This window comes from Pseudomonas sp. DY-1 (genome assembly GCF_003626975.1).
GTDB lineage: Bacteria > Pseudomonadota > Gammaproteobacteria > Pseudomonadales > Pseudomonadaceae > Metapseudomonas.
Genome location: NZ_CP032616.1, coordinates 2013204 through 2030910, shown reverse-complemented (window position 1 = coordinate 2030910; position 17707 = coordinate 2013204). Strand labels below are relative to the sequence as shown.

Below are 17707 nucleotides of genomic sequence, written 5' to 3'. Positions count from 1 at the left end.
TCGGGCTTTACGCTCATCGAAATCATGGTGGTGGTGGTCATCCTCGGCATTCTTGCCGCGCTGGTGGTGCCGCAGGTGATGAACCGTCCCGACCAGGCCAAGGTCACCGTGGCCAAGGGCGATATCAAGGCCATTGGCGCCGCCCTGGACATGTACAAGCTGGACAACTTCGCCTATCCCAGCACCCAGCAGGGTCTCGAGGCCTTGGTGAGCCGGCCTTCCGGCAACCCGCCGCCGAAGAACTGGAATAAGGACGGCTACCTGAAGAAGCTGCCAATCGACCCTTGGGGCAACCCCTATCAGTACCTGTCGCCCGGTAGCAAGGGTACCTACGATCTCTATTCCCTGGGGGCCGATGGCAAGGAAGGCGGTAGCGACAACGACGCCGACATCACCAACTGGGACAATTGATGAGAAGCGGGCGGCAGGGTGGCGCTGGTCGGATGTCCGGTACCTTGGCGTCCGCGGGTTTCACCCTGATAGAAGTCCTGGTAGTGATGGTCGTCATTGCCTGCCTCGCGGGTCTGGCGGTAATCAGCTCTGGTGTCGCCGGCCCCGCTCGTGAACTCAACAACGAAGCGGAGCGCCTGGCGGGCCTGATCGGCGTGCTCGCCGACGAGGCCGTGCTGGACAACCGCGAGTACGGCCTGCGACTCGAGCGCGACCGTTACCAGGTCTACTACTACGACGAATCCAGTTCGCGCTGGCAGCCCATGTCCGATGGCGCCCGCCAGTTGCCCGAGTGGGCCGAGCTGACCTTCGAACTGGACGGCGAGCCCTTGGTGCTGCCGGCGCCTGCCAAGGACGAGAAGAAGGCGAAGGATGCCCGGCCGGTACCGCAATTGATCATTCTCTCCAGTGGCGAGCTCAGTCCATTCCGCCTGGTAATGGCCGAGCGGCGCAAGGATGGGCGGCGCCTGCAGCTTTCCAGCGACGGCTTTCGCCTGCCCCGCGTGGAGAGCCTGAGTGGCAAAGGGCGCGCTGGATGAAGCACAGTCGCGCCTTCACCCTGATCGAGGTGTTGGTGGCCCTGGCCATCTTCGCAGTGGTAGCCGCCAGCGTGCTCACTGCCAGCGCCCGCAGCCTGCAGATCGCTTCGCGCCTGGAAGACAAGACCCTGGCGATGTGGATCGCCGACAACCGCCTGACGGAGTTGCAGTTGCGCCAGACGCCGCCGGGCAATGGCCGCGACCAGGGTGAACTGGACTACGGTGGGCGGCGCTGGGAGTGGTTGAGCCAGGTCGAGGGGACCAGCGACCCGGCACTGCGGAGAGTCACGCTGTGGGTCGCACCCAAGCCCCTTAGAGGTATCGGCGGCAAACTGGAAGACCGCGCCGCTGTACGCCTGGTGGGCTTCCTCGGGAGTACACCATGAAGCGCTCCGCAGGCTTCACCCTGCTGGAGCTGCTGATCGCCATCGCCATTTTTGCGCTGTTGGCGATCGGTACCTGGCGCATGCTCGGTGCGGTCCTCGACAGCGATGAGGCGACCCGTTTACAGGAGCAGCAATTGCGGGAGCTGGTGCGGGGCATTTCCGCCTTCGAACGCGATGTTCGCCAAGTGATCTCACGGCCGATACGCGATGCCTACGGCGAATCACGGGCCGCGCTGCTGGGGGAACAGTCCGGCGACGGCGACAGCCTGGAACTCACCCGGAGCGGTTGGCGCAATCCTACCGGCACGCAGCGCTCGCGCTTGCAGCGGGTGCGCTGGCAGCTTTCCGGTGAGCGCCTGGAACGGCGTTACTGGACGGTCCTAGACCAGGCGCAGGACAGCCTGCCGCGGGTTCAGAACGCCCTGGATGGTGTGACCTCCATGAAGCTGCGCTACATGGACGACAGTGGCGACTGGCAAGACAGCTGGCCGCCTGCCGGGCTGTCCGACGATGAGCGTCTGGATCGCCTGCCGCGCGCGCTGGAGATCACTTTGCAGCATCGCCGCTACGGCGAATTGCGCAGGGTCTTGCGGCTGGTGGAAACCCCGCCGCGCCAGGTGCCCCAGGCAGGCGGCGAGCAGCAGAGTCCTCAGGGAGAGCAGGACAACCAGCAAGATGACGGACAGGAGCGGACGCAATGAAGCGCCAGACAGGCGTTGCGCTGCTTACTGTGCTGCTGGTTGTGGCGGTGGTCACTGTCGTCTGCGCTGGCCTGATCGCCAGGACCCAGCTTTCCATCCGCTCCAGCGGCAACGAGCTCCATACCCGTCAGGTGGCCCAGTACGCGCTTGGCGGCGAGGCGCTGGCAGAAGCCATCCTGGTTCGTGACCTGCGCCAGGGCGATCCGCGTACGCCGGTGGATCACCTCGGCGAGGCCTGGGCGCGTCCCCTGAGCACTTTCCAACTGGACGACGGCGGCTCGCTCAGCGTGCGCATCGAGGATCCGAGCGGGCGCTTCAACCTCAACAGCCTGGTGCGCGATGGCCAGCTCAACGAACAGGGTATTCGCCAGTTCCGGCGTCTTCTGCTGCGCCTGGGAATCGAGGCGCCCTATACCGAGCGGCTGGTGGACTGGCTCGACCGTGACGAGGAGCCCTTCGGGCCAAATGGTGCGGAAGATAACCAGTACCTGCTATTGCAGCCGCCTTACCGCGCGGCCAATCACGCCATGAGCGATGTTTCCGAGTTGCGCCTAGTGTTAGGCATGACGGAGTTGGACTACCGCAAGCTGCTGCCTTTCGTGGCCGTGCTGCCGTCTGATTCCACTCTCAACGTCAACACGGCCAGTGCCCTCGTGCTATCCACCCTGGCCGACAACCTCGACGCTGACAGCGGCGGGCTGCTGATGGCGGCTCGAGGCGCCACGGGCTTCCGCAGCATGGATGCCTTCCTCGGCCAGCCGGCCCTCGCCGGGATGGGGTTGGAGGCGCAGGGACTGGCGGTGGGCAGTCAGTATTTCCAGGTGATCAGCGAGGTACGCCTCGCCGGTCGCCGCCAGGTTCTGGTCAGTACCCTGCAGCGCGGCAGTGACGGCAAGGTACGGATTCTTTCTCGTGATCTCGGGCAAGGCGGTTTGCCGCCGGCGCCCGTCAAGGAGCCGCAGTCATGACACAGGCTTGCATCTTCCTCCCGGTGGCCGCCTGCACGCAGCTGGATGCCGAACTGGAGGTGCTGCTCTGGCAAGGAGGCACGGGCCGTCGCCTGCCGTTTGCCAGGGCGTTGGAAGAAGTGCTTTCGCCCTGGCGCCTGATTCTGCCGGTGGAGGCCGTGACCTGCTGCGCGGTCCGGCTGCCTACGCAGAAGGGGCGCTGGCTGCGTCAGGCGCTGCCATTCGCGGTGGAGGAGATGCTTGCCGAGGAGGTCGAGAGCTTCCATCTGGGGCTCGGTGGTGCTCTGGTCGATGGTCGGCATCGGGTATTTGCGGTGCGCCGCAGCTGGCTGGCGGGATGGCTCGATCTGGCTGGCAAACTCGGGACGATGCCCGCATCCATCCAGATAGACGCCGACATGTTGCCGGAGCAGGGCACCCAGCTGCTCTGGCTGGACCAGCGCTGGCTGCTGGGGGGCGAGGGGAGTGCCCGACTTGGCTTCCTGGAACAGGACTGGCCGCATCTGCGGGATGTCTGCCCGGCACCGCGCAATGGCCGCGCTCCCGTCGAGCGCCAATCCCTCGAGGGCGTGGATGACTGGCGCGATGAGATGGATGCCTATGGCTGGTTGGCGGAGCAGAAGGGCAGCGATCTGGCCCAGGGTGAGTTCACCCTGAAGGAAGAGCGGAAACGCTGGTCGCGCTGGAAGCCGCTGCTCGGACTGGTCGGTCTGTGGCTGGTACTGCAATGGGGCTTCAACCTGGTCCAGGCCTGGCAGCTGCAGCGCCAGGGTGACACCTACGCCGATGCCAACGAAGCGCTCTATCGCGAACTGTTCCCCCAGGACACCAAGCTGGTGAATCTGCGGGCGCAGTTCGATCAACACCTGGTCGAAGGCTCTGGTGCAGGTCAGAGCCGCTTGCTTGCATTACTTGGCAAGGCGGCCGAGGCACTGATTGCCGAAGGTGCTCAGGTGCGGGTGCAGCAACTGGATTTCAGTGAGATACGGGGTGATCTGGCTCTGCAGGTGCAGGCTCCGGGCTTCGACGCCCTGGAGCGTCTGCGCGAGCGCCTGATCGGAAGCGGGCTTTCCGTGCAAATGGGGTCGGCCAGCCGTGACCAGAGCGGCGTCAGCGCGCGCCTGGTGATAGGAGGATGAAGATGCTCGATGCAATCAAGGCGCCGCTCCGCTCGCAGTGGCAGGCTTCCTCCCTGGCCCCGCGCTGGCGCGCCTTGCCGGCACGGGATCGCATGGCATTGCTGTGGCTGGGCATATTCCTCGGCATGGTCCTGCTCTACCTGCTGCTCTGGCTGCCAGCGGAACGTCGCCTGGCCAGCGCTCGCGAGTACTTCGAAACCCAGCGCGGGATGCACGCCTATCTACAACTCCATGCGCCCGAAGCGCGTGCGATACAGAGTCAGCCGCAAAGCAAGGTTGATCCGGAGCGCCTGCAGGGACTGGTGACCGCCACTGCTGCCGAGCAGGGACTGGCTGTCGAGCGAATCGACAGCGACGCCCCAGGGGCGGTGCAGGTGAACCTTCAACCGGCGGCCTTCCCCAGCCTGTTGCGTTGGCTGGGGGTTCTGGAAGGGCAGGGCGTTCGCATCGAAGAGGCCGGGCTGGATCGCACCGAAGATGGCCGGGTGACGGCGCGGGTATCGCTGAAGGCCGGGAGCTGATCCTGCGCCAGTCCGGTGCGCTTGCCCTGCTCTGGTGCGCATCGAGGCGATGGCAGGCGGGGCGGGAAATGCCATTCGAAGAAAAAATCCATACAGGGTGTTGACTTAGCGGAGGCCTCTGCGTAAATTGCGCGCCTCGCAAGGCCGATGGGTGATTAGCTCAGCCGGGAGAGCATCTGCCTTACAAGCAGAGGGTCGGCGGTTCGATCCCGTCATCACCCACCAATCTTGCGAATTTCGGACGTAAGTCCGGCCGACGCGCAGCGGTAGTTCAGTCGGTTAGAATACCGGCCTGTCACGCCGGGGGTCGCGGGTTCGAGTCCCGTCCGCTGCGCCATATTTCCCATGTTCGAGTTGCTCGGGCGTGAGGCAGAAAGTCCCGTTGGGCCTATCTGCCAGACGATGCAAAGGTTCCACCGGACGCAAGTCCAACCGACACGCAGCGGTAGTTCAGTCGGTTAGAATACCGGCCTGTCACGCCGGGGGTCGCGGGTTCGAGTCCCGTCCGCTGCGCCATATAGAGAAGCCCTCAGGTAGCGATACCTGGGGGCTTTTTCTTTGCCTGTTCGTTTATCTCTCCCCATGGCCACCCTCTCGGCCCTCCTTGGTTCCCATGACGAAGGCAGGGGTAATTTTCCGGTCACCTGCGCTCGTTACCTTATTGGCATGGACTTTGTTTCCTGACTCATATCGCCACCAGGAGGAACAGCCAATGGACGATTACCAGGAAGAGATTCTCGACTTTCACGCCAGCGAGCAGGACTCGGTCGAGCCGGCTGAAGACGCTACCGAAATGTGATCAACCTGCCTGGCGCTGGGCGCGGCGGAACTCGCCCGGTGTGCTGCCACTCCAGCGCTTGAAGGCGCGCTGGAAGGCTTCGGCCGAGGCAAACCCCAGCAGGTAGGCGATCTCACCAAAGGCCAGTTCCGTATCGCGGATATAGGCCATGGCCAGGTCGCGGCGCGTTTCGTTGAGGATGGCGCGGAATTGGGTGCCTTCTTCGGCCAACTTGCGGCGTAGCGTCCAGCTCGGCATCTGCAGCCGCGCCGCCACTTCTTCGAGGTCCGGCTCGCGCCCGTGCAGCAGTGGTCCCAGCAGTTGGGTAATACGCTCGCGCAGGCTGCGGGTTCGTGTCAGCTGCTGCAGCTCCCTCTCACAGATATCCAGTAATTGTCGCCAGGTGCTCGGGCAGTGTTCGCTGCCGCGCAGTGCCAGGGTGTCCTGAGACAGTCGAAGCTGGTTGGCGCTGGCCTCGAACTCCACCGTGCAACCGAAATGCTCGGTGTAGCGCTCGGCATATTCCGGTGCCGGAAACTCGATCTCCACCTTCTCTACTCGGATGCCCATTCCAGCCAGTTGGCTCAGGTGGCTCTGCCAGCCGGCCAGTACCGAATCCACGACGAAGCGGTTGTAGGCGTTGTAGGGGCTGATGGAATAGAAGCGCAGCCAGGCACCCTTGGCGTCCTCGTGGAAGCTCGACTGTCCGCGATAGTTACTGGCGTAGAGCAGTTCGAATCGGGTCAGGGCACGGGCCGCTTCGCGCAGGTTGGGTGCCTGTTCGGCGCAGACACCCGCGAGCCCGAGCTGGCTGAGTCGGCTGAGACGGCCCATGGCCAGGCCCAGGGCGGGATTGCCGCTGAGCTGGATGGCGGCGTGGCCGAGCCGCATGAAGCGCGGGATCGACAGTCGCCCATGGGGTTCGGCGAAACGCGTGGCGTCCAGGCCGAAGCGTTCCAGCAGGTCCGTCGCGCAGTGACCGGCCTGCTCCAGCGCCGCTGCCATGCTGAGTACGGAGCTCACGGAGAGATCGCCCAGTTTGACGCGTTGCGTTTTCATCGCGGGCTCAACCAGGCATTCAGCAGGTGGCTGCCCGGCGATTCGCTGGCTTGCGAGACCTGGGCGGGTGTCAGTTCGCTGCCCGCTGGTGCGTTATGCAGCCGCCATAGACGACCGCGCAGGAACAGCGCCTCGCTGGCGCTGGTCTGGCCGTCGCTCAGTGTCACCAGATTCTGCGGATACCCCTGGCTCCAGCTGCGGGCAATGGTCACCTGGCCGCCTGCGGTTTGCAGCTTCTGGCTGGATTCGCCCCTGGCGCTTTGTGGCCAGGGCTGGCTGAAAGGCTCGCCAAGCAGCAGGCCGTCGGGGGAGAAGGCCAATGCGACGTTGTAGAGCGCGCCGTGGCCGCTGCGCAGCTTGCCGTCCTTGAGGTAAGGGGAGGGCAGGAGGATGGAGCCGGCGAGAATGGTGACCTGGTACTGGCCAGCCAGACGGCCGAACATCTTCTGGTAGTCCCGCGCCATGCGACGGGCCTTGGCCCGCAGCAGTGCCTCTTCCAGGTCCTGCCCCTGGAGGAACAGGCGTCCCAGGAGCGTCGGGTGGCTGAGGGTGAGCAATCGGCCACCTTCGGCGAAGGTTCGAGCCTGGTAGAGGCTGTGCTTTTCGTCCCGCAACAGCATCCAGGTACCAATGTGGTCGGGCAGGGCGACTACGGTTTTCTCGTTCAGCAGGCCCAGGGCACGGGCCTGGTCAAAGGCAGCGACGAGCTTCATGCGCAGGAGATCAGGGTCGCGGTAGTCGCTGGGGTACAGCGCCGGACGGATCGCCAGCAGGTTGCCGCTTGCACCGGCCGTTCCCACATTGCTGGTGAGCGTGGCGCGCAGATCGGAAAGATAGTGGGCGTGCGGCCGTTCGCCGGTCCATACCGCATAGGCAGTCAGGCAGCTCACCAGGATGGCGGCGATCAAGGGCGTCAGCAGCTTGCGCATGGAAAATCCGAGTCAGGGGAATGCCGATCAGGGTAGGGGACGCACTGCCGCTTGCCAAGGGTGGCTGTCAGTTTGGATCAGTAACTTGTCAGTTCTGATCATTGAGCGGGCCATGTCGGCTCTTTATCTTCTGCCCCATAACCGACCCCGGCCCCCTGAAGCCGAGGCATTCCGTGAATAGAACCGCCTGTTGTGGAGGAACCATGACCGCCACCCGTTACCCGCACCTGCTTGCCCCGCTCGACCTGGGCTTCACCACGCTGCGCAACCGCACCTTGATGGGCTCGATGCACACCGGCCTGGAAGAGAAACCCCATGGCTTCGAGCGCATGGCGGCCTACTTCGCCGAGCGCGCCCGTGGTGGTGTCGGCCTGATGGTCACCGGCGGCATCGGCCCTAATGCCGAAGGTGGCGTCTATGCCGGTGCGGCCAAGCTGACTACCGTGGAAGAGGCCGAAAAGCACAAGATCGTTACCCGCGCGGTGCATGAAGCGGGCGGCAAGATCTGCATGCAGATCCTCCATGCCGGCCGCTACGCCTATAACCCCAAGCAGGTAGCACCGTCGGCCATCCAGGCGCCGATCAACCCCTTCAAGCCCAACGAGTTGGATGAAGAGGGCATCGAGAAGCAGATCCAGGACTTCGTCACCTGCTCGATGCTGGCCCAGCAGGCCGAGTACGACGGCGTCGAGATCATGGGTTCCGAGGGGTACTTCATTAACCAGTTCCTCGCCGCCCACACCAACCAGCGTACCGACCGCTGGGGTGGCAGCTACGAGAACCGCATGCGCCTGGCGGTGGAGATCGTCCGTCGCGTTCGCGAGGCCGTAGGCCCGAACTTCATCATCATTTTCCGCCTGTCCATGCTCGACCTGGTGGAAGGTGGCAGCACCTGGGACGAGATCGTCACCCTGGCCAAGGCCATCGAAGCCGCTGGCGCGACCATCATCAATACCGGTATCGGCTGGCACGAGGCTCGTATCCCGACCATCGCCACCAAGGTACCGCGCGCGGCCTTCACCAAAGTCACCGCCAAGCTCAAGGGTGAGGTGAAGATCCCGCTGATCACCACCAACCGCATCAACACACCGGAAGTGGCCGAGCAGGTACTGGCTGAAGGCGACGCCGACATGGTGTCCATGGCTCGTCCCTTCCTCGCCGATCCGGATTTCGTCAACAAGGCCGCCGAAGGCCGCGCCGACGAGATCAATACTTGCATCGGCTGCAACCAGGCCTGCCTGGACCACACCTTCGGCGGCAAACTGACCAGTTGCCTGGTGAACCCGCGTGCCTGCCACGAAACCGAGCTGAACTACATCCCGGTTGCCCAGGCCAAGAAGATCGCCGTGGTTGGCGCCGGTCCTGCCGGCCTCTCGGCCGCCACCGTTGCCGCCGAGCGTGGCCACAGCGTGACCCTGTTCGACTCCGCCGCCGAGATCGGTGGGCAGTTCAACGTGGCCAAGCGTGTGCCGGGCAAGGAAGAGTTCTTCGAGACCCTGCGCTACTTCAAGCGCAAGCTTGAAACCACCGGGGTCGACCTGCGCCTGAATACTCGTGTCTCGGTCGAGGACCTGGCCAAGGGCGGCTTCGATGAAATCATCCTCGCCACCGGCATCAGCCCGCGCACCCCGGAAATTCCCGGTATCGAGCATTCGAAGGTGATCAGCTACCTGGACGCCATTCTCGAGCGCAAGCCGGTGGGCCAGAAGGTTGCCGTCATCGGCGCTGGCGGTATCGGCTTCGACGTTTCCGAGTACATCACCCATCAGGGTGAGTCCACCAGCCTCGATCGTGCCGCCTTCTGGAAAGAGTGGGGCATCGATGGCGCCCTGGAGGCCCGTGGTGGTATCGCCGGGATCAAGGCGCAGCCTCATGCGCCGGCGCGCCAGGTCTTCCTGCTGCAACGCAAGAAATCCAAGGTGGGTGATGGTCTCGGCAAAACCACCGGCTGGATCCACCGTACCGGCCTGAAGAACAAGCAGGTGCAGATGCTCAACTCGGTGGAGTACCTCAAGGTTGACGATGCTGGCCTGCACATTCGCGTGGCCGAGGGCGAGCCCCAGGTGCTGCCGGTGGATACCGTGATCGTCTGCGCCGGCCAGGACCCGCTGCGCGAACTGCAGGATGGCCTTGTCGCCGCCGGCCAGAGCGTGCACCTGATCGGCGGTGCCGATGTGGCTGCCGAACTGGACGCCAAGCGTGCCATCAATCAAGGCTCGCGCCTCGCTGCCGAACTCTAAAAGCCAGAACAGGGTTTGCTGCGCGTCGGCTCTGCTGTGTTGAAAACCGCCTCGGAATGCTTATTTACCATTCGTAAACTGCGCTTCCTAGGCGGTTTTCGCCTTGCGACCTGCTAGCTCGCGAGATCCTGTCCGGGCTTCGTCCGCCTCGCCGCCCGGTTCGCGCCGGGCGGCACTTCCCTGCAGCTCCAACCACGTCACACTTTAGCCTTGCCGCCGGTCCGACAGGCCCCGGCGACCGGGCTCTGCCAACCCAGTCACATTGCTCGGCGCCTAATATCCCCTAGACTTTTCTAAAGTCCGGATTAGTGTGTGCGGACGAAAACCGAACACCCCCAACAATGCCCGCAGTGAGTCACCGCGCAGAGCCAGAGGTAGAGCGATGAGCATGCTGAAGAAGCCGCAACTGGTGGAAGCCGTCGTGTTCTTCAACGACCGTGGCATCTGCAAGCAGATGCTTCACTCGGAGTTTGAAGCCATCCTCGACGGTGTGGTCGGTTTGCCTGAGTTCGCCGACCGCCAGATGCAACTGGCTTACGTGATGATCAACCCGCGCATGCAAGTGCGCGCGGTGGTGTTCTTCTACCTCGACTTCGATGAAGATGGCCGAGCCGATACCGGCTGGAACCTGCCGTTGCGGCAGCTGGCCGAGCGCGCAGGGCGTGGTCCCGACCTCGGCGCCGGTCCTATTCGCCTGGCGTGCCGCAGTCAGTGTCCGGTGTCCTGGCAGCAGATGCATCTCTGGGACCCCAGCCTCAATTCCGACCGCAATGACCTCGCCCTGCTGCGTGACGCCGTCAAGGGCAACAGCCTAGGCCTGCTGGTGGAGGAGGAACTGCCCACGGTCCTGGATGCCGAGAAGCTCCAGGTGGCATCGGAAGACAGCTGGTACGCCCCGCCGGAAATCACCAAGGAGATGGCCGAGCAACTGGCGGAGAAGATGGAGAAGGAGCATCGCCTGAAGACTGCCCAGTTGGTCCGCCAGCAGCGCCTGCGCCTTAGCTCCCTCAGCCAGCAGAACGAAGAGGCCATTGCGCGAATGCGCCATGCGGCCGACCAGAGCAGCTCGGCCCTGCAGGATCAGATTCGCACCCTGCAGCACGCCCTGCGCCAGCAGGAAGAGGTCAACGCGGGCCTGCAAGCCAGGCTTGATGGCGAGCTGGAGCGCTTCCAGGCCAGCCGTGAGGAAATGAACGTGCAATTGCGTGCACTGGAGCGCCACGGCCGTACCGAAGCGGACATCCTCCGCGCGCAATTCGAAGGCGAGCTGCAGGCGCGAGTCGCCGCCGCCGTGGCCGAGTACCGCGAGCAGTTGGCGATTCGTGATGTCGAACTGGCCTATCGCGACCAGTTGGACGCACAGCTGCAGGCCGAGGTCAATCGCCTGCGCCAGGAGTGCGATGCGCTCGAAGGACAGTCCGGGCAACTGATGCTGGAACGTCTGGCCCAGTTGGGCGTGGTCTTTGTGGTCTACCATCCGGGCGCTGGGCACCTGACCATTCCGCTGACCGACATCGCCCGCTACCAGGAAAATCCCCAGGCCTACGCCGCGGCCAAGTGCTTCGTGTCCGAGAACCAGTACCGCCAGTGGTTGGCTCATTACCAGCAGCCCACCTGCGAAGCCAGCCTGCCAAACGGCGAGCGTTGCAGCATGCCCATCGATCGCATCGAGGCACCCAGTCGCTTCGTTTCCGGCGAATCCAATTGCTGCCCCCGTCACCGTGCGGGTGGGCGACTGCGGACCGCAGGTTGAGCGAAACCGTACGCGAGCCTGCTTTACCCTAGCGCCCCCGAATGGCCGCCGACGGACCCGACCTTGCCCCTGACCCTGCCTGACTGGAATCCCCGCGCCACTCTTGAGCCTCTGTGCCTGCCTTGGTTGACCGCAGCCGAGTTGCAACTGGCCGTGCTACGCCTGGATGCAGTAGACCCACTGGTGTCTGGCAACAAGTGGTTCAAGCTGGCGCCCTACCTGGCCAAGGCCGGGCGCGAGGGTGCTGAAGGTGTGATCAGTCTGGGGGGCGCGCACTCCAACCACCTCCATGCCCTGGCGGCGGCCGGTGCCCGGTTCGGGTTTCCCTCGGTCGGTCTGCTTCGTGGCGAACCCCAGGACACGCCAACCGTGCGCGACCTTCAGCAATTCGGAATGCAGCTGCACTGGCTGGGGTATGGCGGCTACCGGGCGCGCCACCGGCCAGGATTCTGGGACCCGTGGCTGGGGCGTTATCCGCGCTACCAACCGGTGCCCGAGGGCGGTGGAGGGCTGATGGGGGCCCAAGGATGCTTGGGGCTGGTGGGGATGATTCGCCAGCAACTGGCCGACCTGGGATGGAGCGACTACCACAGCCTCTGGACGGCCGCAGGCACCGGCACGACTCTCGCCGGGCTGGTGCTGGGCGAGGCAGGCGAGCACCCGGTAATCGGTGCCCTCGCGGTACCGTCCGACCACGGCGTGGCAGAGCAAGTGAGCGCCATCCTTACCGAGGCCGGGTGCGCCGACGGGGGCTACCGCCTGATCGATGCCAGCCAGGGGGGATTTGCGCGGCTGGATGCGGTGCTCGCCCGCTTCCTGCTGGACAGCGAAAGGGATGGCGGCCTGGAACTTGAGCCCCTCTATACCGCCAAGGCTCTGCTGGCAATCCACGATGAAGCACAGGCTGGCCGGATTCCTCGCGGCAGCCGCCTGGTGCTGCTCCACACTGGTGGTCTGCAGGGCCGCCGCGCCCTGCATTCCGATTTGTTGCGACTGGCCGGCTACACTGATCTGGCAGTGGAAGCACAAGGATGACTCCATGAGCGAACCCCTGAATCCCCAACAGCTGCGCAGCCTGGTCCCGCTCAATGCACTGAGTGACCAGCAGTGGCGTGAGCTGCGTCCGCAACTGGTACCCCAACCCCTGCTCGCGGGACAGTTGCTGTTCCGACGGGGCGACCAGGCCCGCCTGACCTGGTACCTGTTGTCCGGCGAGCTGCTCCTGCGAGATGCCGAAGGTGCAGAGACGCGTCTGGAGGCGGGCAGCGAAGCCAGCTGCCATCCCATTTCCCCCACCTTGCCACGCCTGCACGAAGCGCTCGCCTCGCGAGACTGCTCGCTGCTGGGCATCGACAGCGCCACCCTGGCGCGCCAGTTGACCTGGAGCTCGACCCACCTGGATCTGCTGCTGGACCTCAGTCCGGAAGGCGAAGGCGAGTGGCTCGAAACCTTGCTCGCAAGCCCGTTGCTGGCCAAGGTTCCACCGGCCAACGTGCGCAGCATGCTGGAGCGTCTGCGGCGAGTGGAGCTGCCGGCGGGAAGCCGTGTGATGAGTGAGGGGGAGGAGGGCGACTGTTGCTACTTCCTGCAGTCCGGCCGGGCGGAGGTCATCCGTGGAGAGGGCGGCGACCGGCAACTGTTGGCTGAACTGGACGTGGGAGCGTGCTTCGGCGAGGAAGCCCTGCTGGGGGATTGCCCGCGCAACGCCAGTGTCACGCTGCTGGAAGACAGCATCCTGCAGCGGCTGGACCAGGCCGACTTCCTCGAACTCCTGAAGGCGCCGGTGGTGGATGAGGTCAGCCTGGGCGAAGCGGTCCGCCTGCTGGGCGGCGGCGGCCAATGGCTGGATGTGCGTCTGCAGGAAGAGTACGAGCGCGCCCATGCGCCCAAGGCGCTGAACATGCCACTGCACCTGTTGCGCCTGAAGGCGCGGTTGCTGGATGGCGGTGGCACTTACCTCTGCTATTGCGACAGCGGCAAACGCAGCGCCAGTGCAGTGTTCACGCTTTCCCAGCTGGGTATTCGCGCCTATGCCCTGCGCGATGGCCTGGATGCCTTGCCGGCATTGCAGCGCGATGCGCTGATCAGCGAGACCGGGGCAGGCTACCTGGCGCGCTCGGGAGGGCGGGTCGAACGCAGCCGTTGATCGGTCGCGCACACAAGTTTCCAACCCCAAAACTGGGTCTTCAAACTTCGCTGGAAAAGTTGCGACGAGTAACTTTGTAGTTCGAGAAAGTTGTCGCCGGCCTTGCCCTATCGCATAACTTCGAAACTCTGGCGGAAATTGGAGGTATCAGTTTCCCACCCACTTTCGGGTCACCACACTCGGTTTAACTTTCCGACTATCGACTTGATACTGTTGCGCCGCCCCGCCCCCTCAACAACGCTGAGGTCGCGGATGCCCCGTTCCCCTGGAGCGAGCCGCTTCCGCAGGTGCGGCGCCATCGCCTGAATCATCCGGGGGTTTTTCGGACACGGTTCGGGCACTGCAATCCGAACTGTTGCCGCCGCTTTCCCATTACTCGTTTGCACTTGGGCAACTTCCCGAGGGTGCCTCCTCGTGACCAGCTCCCAGGCATTTCTACGGCTGAAACTTCACCAGCATAGAAGGGCAATGTCATGCGCAAAACAGCCACAACAGTCGCAGTTTCGCTGATCCTGGGCGCTGGCCTGCAGCCGGCCCGGGCAGCGCTTTACGCGGTCGATCAGAACGCTCCCATCCACGCCAACGGCTTCTTCGCCGCGTGGTACCAGGACACCCACGGACGCGCCCTGGACCTCTGCCTGTCCAGGGCGCAAAGCTCCAGGGTGCCGGGCAACTACATGTGTACGCTGCTGCCCAGCCCCGGAGTGTTCGATGACACCCGGCCGATCAACTTTCCGAGTAACTTCCCCGATGAAGCCTTCTGGTTCACAGGGGAGACCAGTGTTGCTGACGCCGCCAGCGGGGTTGACCTGCTGTACGTCTCAGCGGTCGAGGCAGCCTTCAACGGCGAAGTGCCGGCGAACGACGACCAGGTCAGTTTCGCCCGTATCCGCATCCGTGTGACGGTACCCACCGCCGGCACTTATACCGTGACTCACCCTTACGGGGTTGAGGTATTCCAGGTGGATGCGCCCGGCACCCGCGCCATCAACATGACTCGTGATATCGGCATCGGCGCTCCGGGCGATTTCAAGGGGGCGCTCAAGGGCGATGTCGGCCCATTCCTGCGCAGCGTCAATGGACCCTATCAGGAGGCCAATCCGGATACCGGCCTGCTGGAAACCTTCATCGGTGATCCCAACCTGACCGAGGCGGTTACAGGCAGCCCCTTCGGCACCAACTTCGTACGCATCGAAGGGCCAAACGGCCTGAGGCTCGAATCACGACTGTTCTCGGTTTCCGGCAAGCTCTCCAGCGTCCAGCTGCCGACGCCCCTGCAGGTTTCCCGCAGCACCTATTCGCGCGGTGAGAACGGGGCGGGGCAGGCACAGCAGGACGTCTTCGTCCAGGCACCGCCACCCGGCGCCAGTGCCAGTTTCACCGACGCCGGCGGCACTGCCGCGGCCATGCAGGGCACCGCCCTGGGCGCCTGGTATGGCCAGTCGCCGCGTGATCCGGGGGGCGCAAGCAGCGTGAGCATCACTGCCGACAACTCGGCCGTGGTGCCGGGCAGTCTGCCTACCAGCAAGAACAGTGCACTGGTTGATGTGGTGAGCATCAGCCGCGCCGAGTACAGCCTGGGCAACAACACCCTGACGGTTGAAGCCGTTTCCAGCGATCGCACCGGCCAGCCGGGCCTGACGGTCGAGGGCGTCGGCGGGCTGGTGGGCGGGCGTCTGCAGCAGGTCGTCACGCCCATTCCCCCCGCGCGGGTCACGGTGGTGTCCGCCAACGGCGGCCGCGACACCGAAGACGTGCGAATCCTTCCCTGAGCGCCAATCCCAGATTGCTATGGAGACTGTCATGCATAAGTGGCCAGTAGTTCTTGCGATGGTTGTGGGGGTTGGCGCCGCTGGCGCCCAGGCCCAGCTCGCGGCTGTCGACCCCGGTCCCTATACCGCGGCGACCGGCGGCTTTCCCCTCTGGTACCAGGACCGCACGGATTCGGACGCGGCGAAACTGAAGCTCGAGCTGTGCCTGTCCAAGGTTCAAAGTTCGCGTGCGCCGGGCAATTTCATGTGTACCCTGCTGCCCAATCCCGGCATCTTCGACGAAACCAAACCGATCGCTTTCCCTGGCAACTTCCCGGATGAAAGCTTCTGGATGCTCGCGGAAGCCGAAATCGAAGATCCAGGCAATGGCATCGAGATGGAGGCCTACGTTGCCGGCATCGAGGCAGCCTTTGCCAGCGAGGTGCCACGCCAGGGCGACCAGCAGAGCTTCGCGCGTATCCGCATCCGGGTGAACGTGCCGGTGGCCGGCACCTACCGGGTCATCCACCCTTATGGCGTGGATACCTTCAATGTCACTGCACCCGGCCGCCGGGCCATCAACCTGACCCGCGATATCGGCATCGGCGCTCCGGGCGATTTCCGCGGTGCCCTGGCTGGCAATGTCGGTCCCTATCTGGTCAGCCGTAATGGTCCGTACCGGGAAACCGACCCTCAGACCGGGCTGGTGGAGACCTTCATTGGCGACCCCAACCTCGCCGAGCAGGTTACCGGCAGTCCCTTCGGCACCAACTTCGTGCGCATCGAAGGGCCCGGTGGGCGGGTGGCGCAGACCAACCTGTTCAGTTTGTCGGGCAAGGTCCTGAGCAGCCGTGCAGGCACGTCGCTGGAGGTTTCCCGTGCCAGCTACACCCGCAGTGCCGGTCGCACCTGGATTTCGGTGTTCGGCAATTCCACCGCGGGCGCCAGCCTTTGCTTCCGTGAATCCATCGACCTGGTTGGCGATCCGCCGTCACCTTGCCAGTTCCAGATGACCGGCAGTGGCAGCGGTACGTTCTTCGGCCAGGACACCAGTCCTGCGAGCCTGCCTCCGCAGGTGGTGGTGACGGCAACCGACAGCAGTGGCATCACGGCACCGACTACCCTGAGCCAGCCGCTGACGGACCAGGTGGAAATCAGCAATGCGCGTTACTCGGCGGTCGATCGCACGCTGACCATCGAAGCGCGATCCAGCGACGAAGTGCAGGTGCCGGTGCTGGCCGCGGAGGGTTTCGGTGCCCTGACCCGGATTGCCGGCAGCCAGCAGCGCCTGATCGCTGGAGAGGTAGCGCAACCGCCAGCCTATGTGACGGTGAAGTCTGCCGCCGGTGGTGCCGATACCGAACCGGTCCTTGTGGTCGGTGCTCAGGGCGGTCCGGCCAACCAGCCGCCGGTAGCGGTTGCCGATTCCGCGGGCACCGCGCTGGGTACGCCGGTCAGTATCAACGTTCTGGCCAATGACAGCGATCCGGAGGGCAACGTGCCGCTGGCCATTGCCAACCTGACCCAGCCGGCATCCGGCACAGGTAGCGTGACCGCCAACGGAGCCGTGGTGACCTATACGCCGCCGGCTGGCCTTGCCGGCCCGCTGACCACCACCTTCAGTTATCAGGCTCGGGACAGCCTGGGCGCGCTTTCCGCCCCGACGACCGTGACCGTGAACGTGGCCGGCAACCAACCGCCGGTGGCGGGCAATGACTCGGCGAGCACAACGGCGCCGAACCCGGTGACCATCAACGTGCTGGCCAACGATAGTGACCCGGAGGGCAATGTGCCTCTGGCCATTGCCAACCTGACTCAGCCGCCGTCCGGGCAGGGCAGCGTCACCAGCAATGGCACCAGCGTCACCTACACGCCGCCGTCGGCCCTGGCGAATCCGCTCAGCACCAGCTTCACCTATCGCGCACGGGACAGCCTGGGCAACCTCTCTGGGGTCGCGACCGTCAGTGTGTTGGTCGCACCGGTACAGGTGCCAGCGGAAACCCTGGGCATAACCTCGGCCACGGTGCGCGCCACCGGAGGACTGGGCGGTCTGGTCTCGGGAGTCCTAGGCATCCTGGTACCGTCGGTACGGCGCTATGACTGGGATATCAGTGGCACCACCTCCCGCCCTGCTGGCAACAGCATCCGGGTAGAAGTGACCAGCAGCGGCGGCGTGACCTTGCTGGGCACCGCGGTACCGGCGGCCAACAGCACCTGGCGGGTGACGGTGAGCAATTCCAGCATCGCCCCTGGCAACAGCCCCAGCGCCACTGCGCGATCGGCCTTGGGCACCGTGCGGACCAGCCCGGTGGTCGTGCAGTAACCAGGAGCTGGCAAGCGCCCGCAG

The 17707-nt window shown here is 64.6% G+C and carries 16 protein-coding genes and 3 tRNA genes; 17 read left to right on the top strand and 2 right to left on the bottom strand.

Annotated elements, in window-relative coordinates:
* Window positions 1–24 precede the first annotated feature (24 nt).
* The 11 genes from gspG to D6Z43_RS28330 all read left to right on the top strand — a co-directional run bounded on the left by gspG (window position 25) and on the right by D6Z43_RS28330 (window position 5503).
* Window positions 25–411 (top strand): type II secretion system major pseudopilin GspG, encoded by a 387-nt coding sequence (gspG, locus tag D6Z43_RS09745; RefSeq protein WP_256661032.1) that lies wholly within the window; start codon window positions 25–27, stop codon window positions 409–411.
* Between the two features lie 32 nt (window positions 412–443).
* Window positions 444–989 (top strand): type II secretion system minor pseudopilin GspH, encoded by a 546-nt coding sequence (gene gspH / locus D6Z43_RS09740; protein WP_162945825.1) that lies wholly within the window; start codon window positions 444–446, stop codon window positions 987–989.
* Window positions 986–1375: a type II secretion system minor pseudopilin GspI gene (gene gspI / locus D6Z43_RS09735; RefSeq protein WP_120651741.1), complete on the top strand. Its 390-nt coding sequence runs from the start codon at window positions 986–988 to the stop codon at window positions 1373–1375. The genes gspH and gspI overlap by 4 nt, the downstream gene beginning before the upstream one ends.
* Window positions 1372–2076 (top strand): type II secretion system minor pseudopilin GspJ, encoded by a 705-nt coding sequence (gene gspJ / locus D6Z43_RS09730; protein WP_120651740.1) that lies wholly within the window; start codon window positions 1372–1374, stop codon window positions 2074–2076. Before gspI ends, gspJ begins: the two co-directional genes overlap by 4 nt.
* Window positions 2073–3044: a type II secretion system minor pseudopilin GspK gene (gene gspK / locus D6Z43_RS09725; RefSeq protein WP_120651739.1), complete on the top strand. Its 972-nt coding sequence runs from the start codon at window positions 2073–2075 to the stop codon at window positions 3042–3044. The genes gspJ and gspK overlap by 4 nt, the downstream gene beginning before the upstream one ends.
* Window positions 3041–4183 (top strand): type II secretion system protein GspL, encoded by a 1143-nt coding sequence (gene gspL / locus D6Z43_RS09720; protein WP_120651738.1) that lies wholly within the window; start codon window positions 3041–3043, stop codon window positions 4181–4183. Before gspK ends, gspL begins: the two co-directional genes overlap by 4 nt.
* A 2-nt stretch (window positions 4184–4185) precedes the next feature.
* Window positions 4186–4704 carry a type II secretion system protein M gene (locus D6Z43_RS09715; RefSeq protein WP_120651737.1) on the top strand — a complete coding sequence of 173 codons (519 nt, stop codon included), beginning with the start codon at window positions 4186–4188 and terminating at the stop codon, window positions 4702–4704.
* Between the two features lie 149 nt (window positions 4705–4853).
* Window positions 4854–4929, top strand: a tRNA-Val gene (locus D6Z43_RS09710).
* Window positions 4930–4964: 35 nt separating this feature from the next.
* Window positions 4965–5041, top strand: a tRNA-Asp gene (locus D6Z43_RS09705).
* A 102-nt stretch (window positions 5042–5143) separates the two neighbouring features.
* Window positions 5144–5220 (top strand) — tRNA-Asp (locus D6Z43_RS09700).
* A gap of 157 nt (window positions 5221–5377) precedes the next feature.
* Window positions 5378–5503, top strand: a complete 126-nt coding sequence (locus D6Z43_RS28330; protein ID WP_256660978.1) for a hypothetical protein — start codon at window positions 5378–5380, stop codon at window positions 5501–5503.
* Here the strand turns inward: D6Z43_RS28330 and D6Z43_RS09695 are convergent, their stop codons facing one another.
* Both D6Z43_RS09695 and D6Z43_RS09690 read right to left on the bottom strand, forming a co-directional pair.
* The gene (locus D6Z43_RS09695) at window positions 5504–6541 is read right to left on the bottom strand and encodes an AraC family transcriptional regulator (protein ID WP_120651736.1); all 1038 of its coding nucleotides are present in this window, start codon (window positions 6539–6541) and stop codon (window positions 5504–5506) included. It lies immediately after the preceding gene.
* Entirely contained in the window at window positions 6538–7470 is a 933-nt protein-coding gene (locus D6Z43_RS09690) for a hydrolase (RefSeq protein ID WP_120651735.1), read from the bottom strand. Before D6Z43_RS09690 ends, D6Z43_RS09695 begins: the two co-directional genes overlap by 4 nt.
* A gap of 203 nt (window positions 7471–7673) precedes the next feature.
* Between D6Z43_RS09690 and D6Z43_RS09685 the strand changes: the two genes are divergently transcribed.
* From D6Z43_RS09685 to D6Z43_RS09660, 6 genes are all read left to right on the top strand, one after another.
* Window positions 7674–9710 carry an NADPH-dependent 2,4-dienoyl-CoA reductase gene (locus D6Z43_RS09685; protein ID WP_120651734.1) on the top strand — a complete coding sequence of 679 codons (2037 nt, stop codon included), beginning with the start codon at window positions 7674–7676 and terminating at the stop codon, window positions 9708–9710.
* 382 nt (window positions 9711–10092) lie between these two features.
* The gene (locus D6Z43_RS09680; RefSeq protein WP_120651733.1) at window positions 10093–11463 is read left to right on the top strand and encodes a chromosome partitioning protein ParA; all 1371 of its coding nucleotides are present in this window, start codon (window positions 10093–10095) and stop codon (window positions 11461–11463) included.
* Window positions 11464–11532: 69 nt separating this feature from the next.
* On the top strand, window positions 11533–12498 hold the full coding sequence (locus D6Z43_RS09675) for a 1-aminocyclopropane-1-carboxylate deaminase/D-cysteine desulfhydrase (protein ID WP_162945893.1): 966 nt from the start codon (window positions 11533–11535) through the stop codon (window positions 12496–12498).
* Between the two features lie 4 nt (window positions 12499–12502).
* Complete coding sequence (locus tag D6Z43_RS09670) at window positions 12503–13609, top strand: cyclic nucleotide-binding domain-containing protein (RefSeq protein ID WP_120651731.1); 1107 nt, start codon at window positions 12503–12505, stop codon at window positions 13607–13609.
* Between the two features lie 473 nt (window positions 13610–14082).
* Window positions 14083–15381, top strand: coding sequence for a hypothetical protein (locus D6Z43_RS09665; RefSeq protein WP_120651730.1), 1299 nt, complete (start codon window positions 14083–14085; stop codon window positions 15379–15381).
* 31 nt (window positions 15382–15412) lie between these two features.
* Window positions 15413–17683 carry an Ig-like domain-containing protein gene (locus tag D6Z43_RS09660; protein WP_120651729.1) on the top strand — a complete coding sequence of 757 codons (2271 nt, stop codon included), beginning with the start codon at window positions 15413–15415 and terminating at the stop codon, window positions 17681–17683.
* The last annotated feature ends 24 nt before the right edge of the window (window positions 17684–17707 follow it).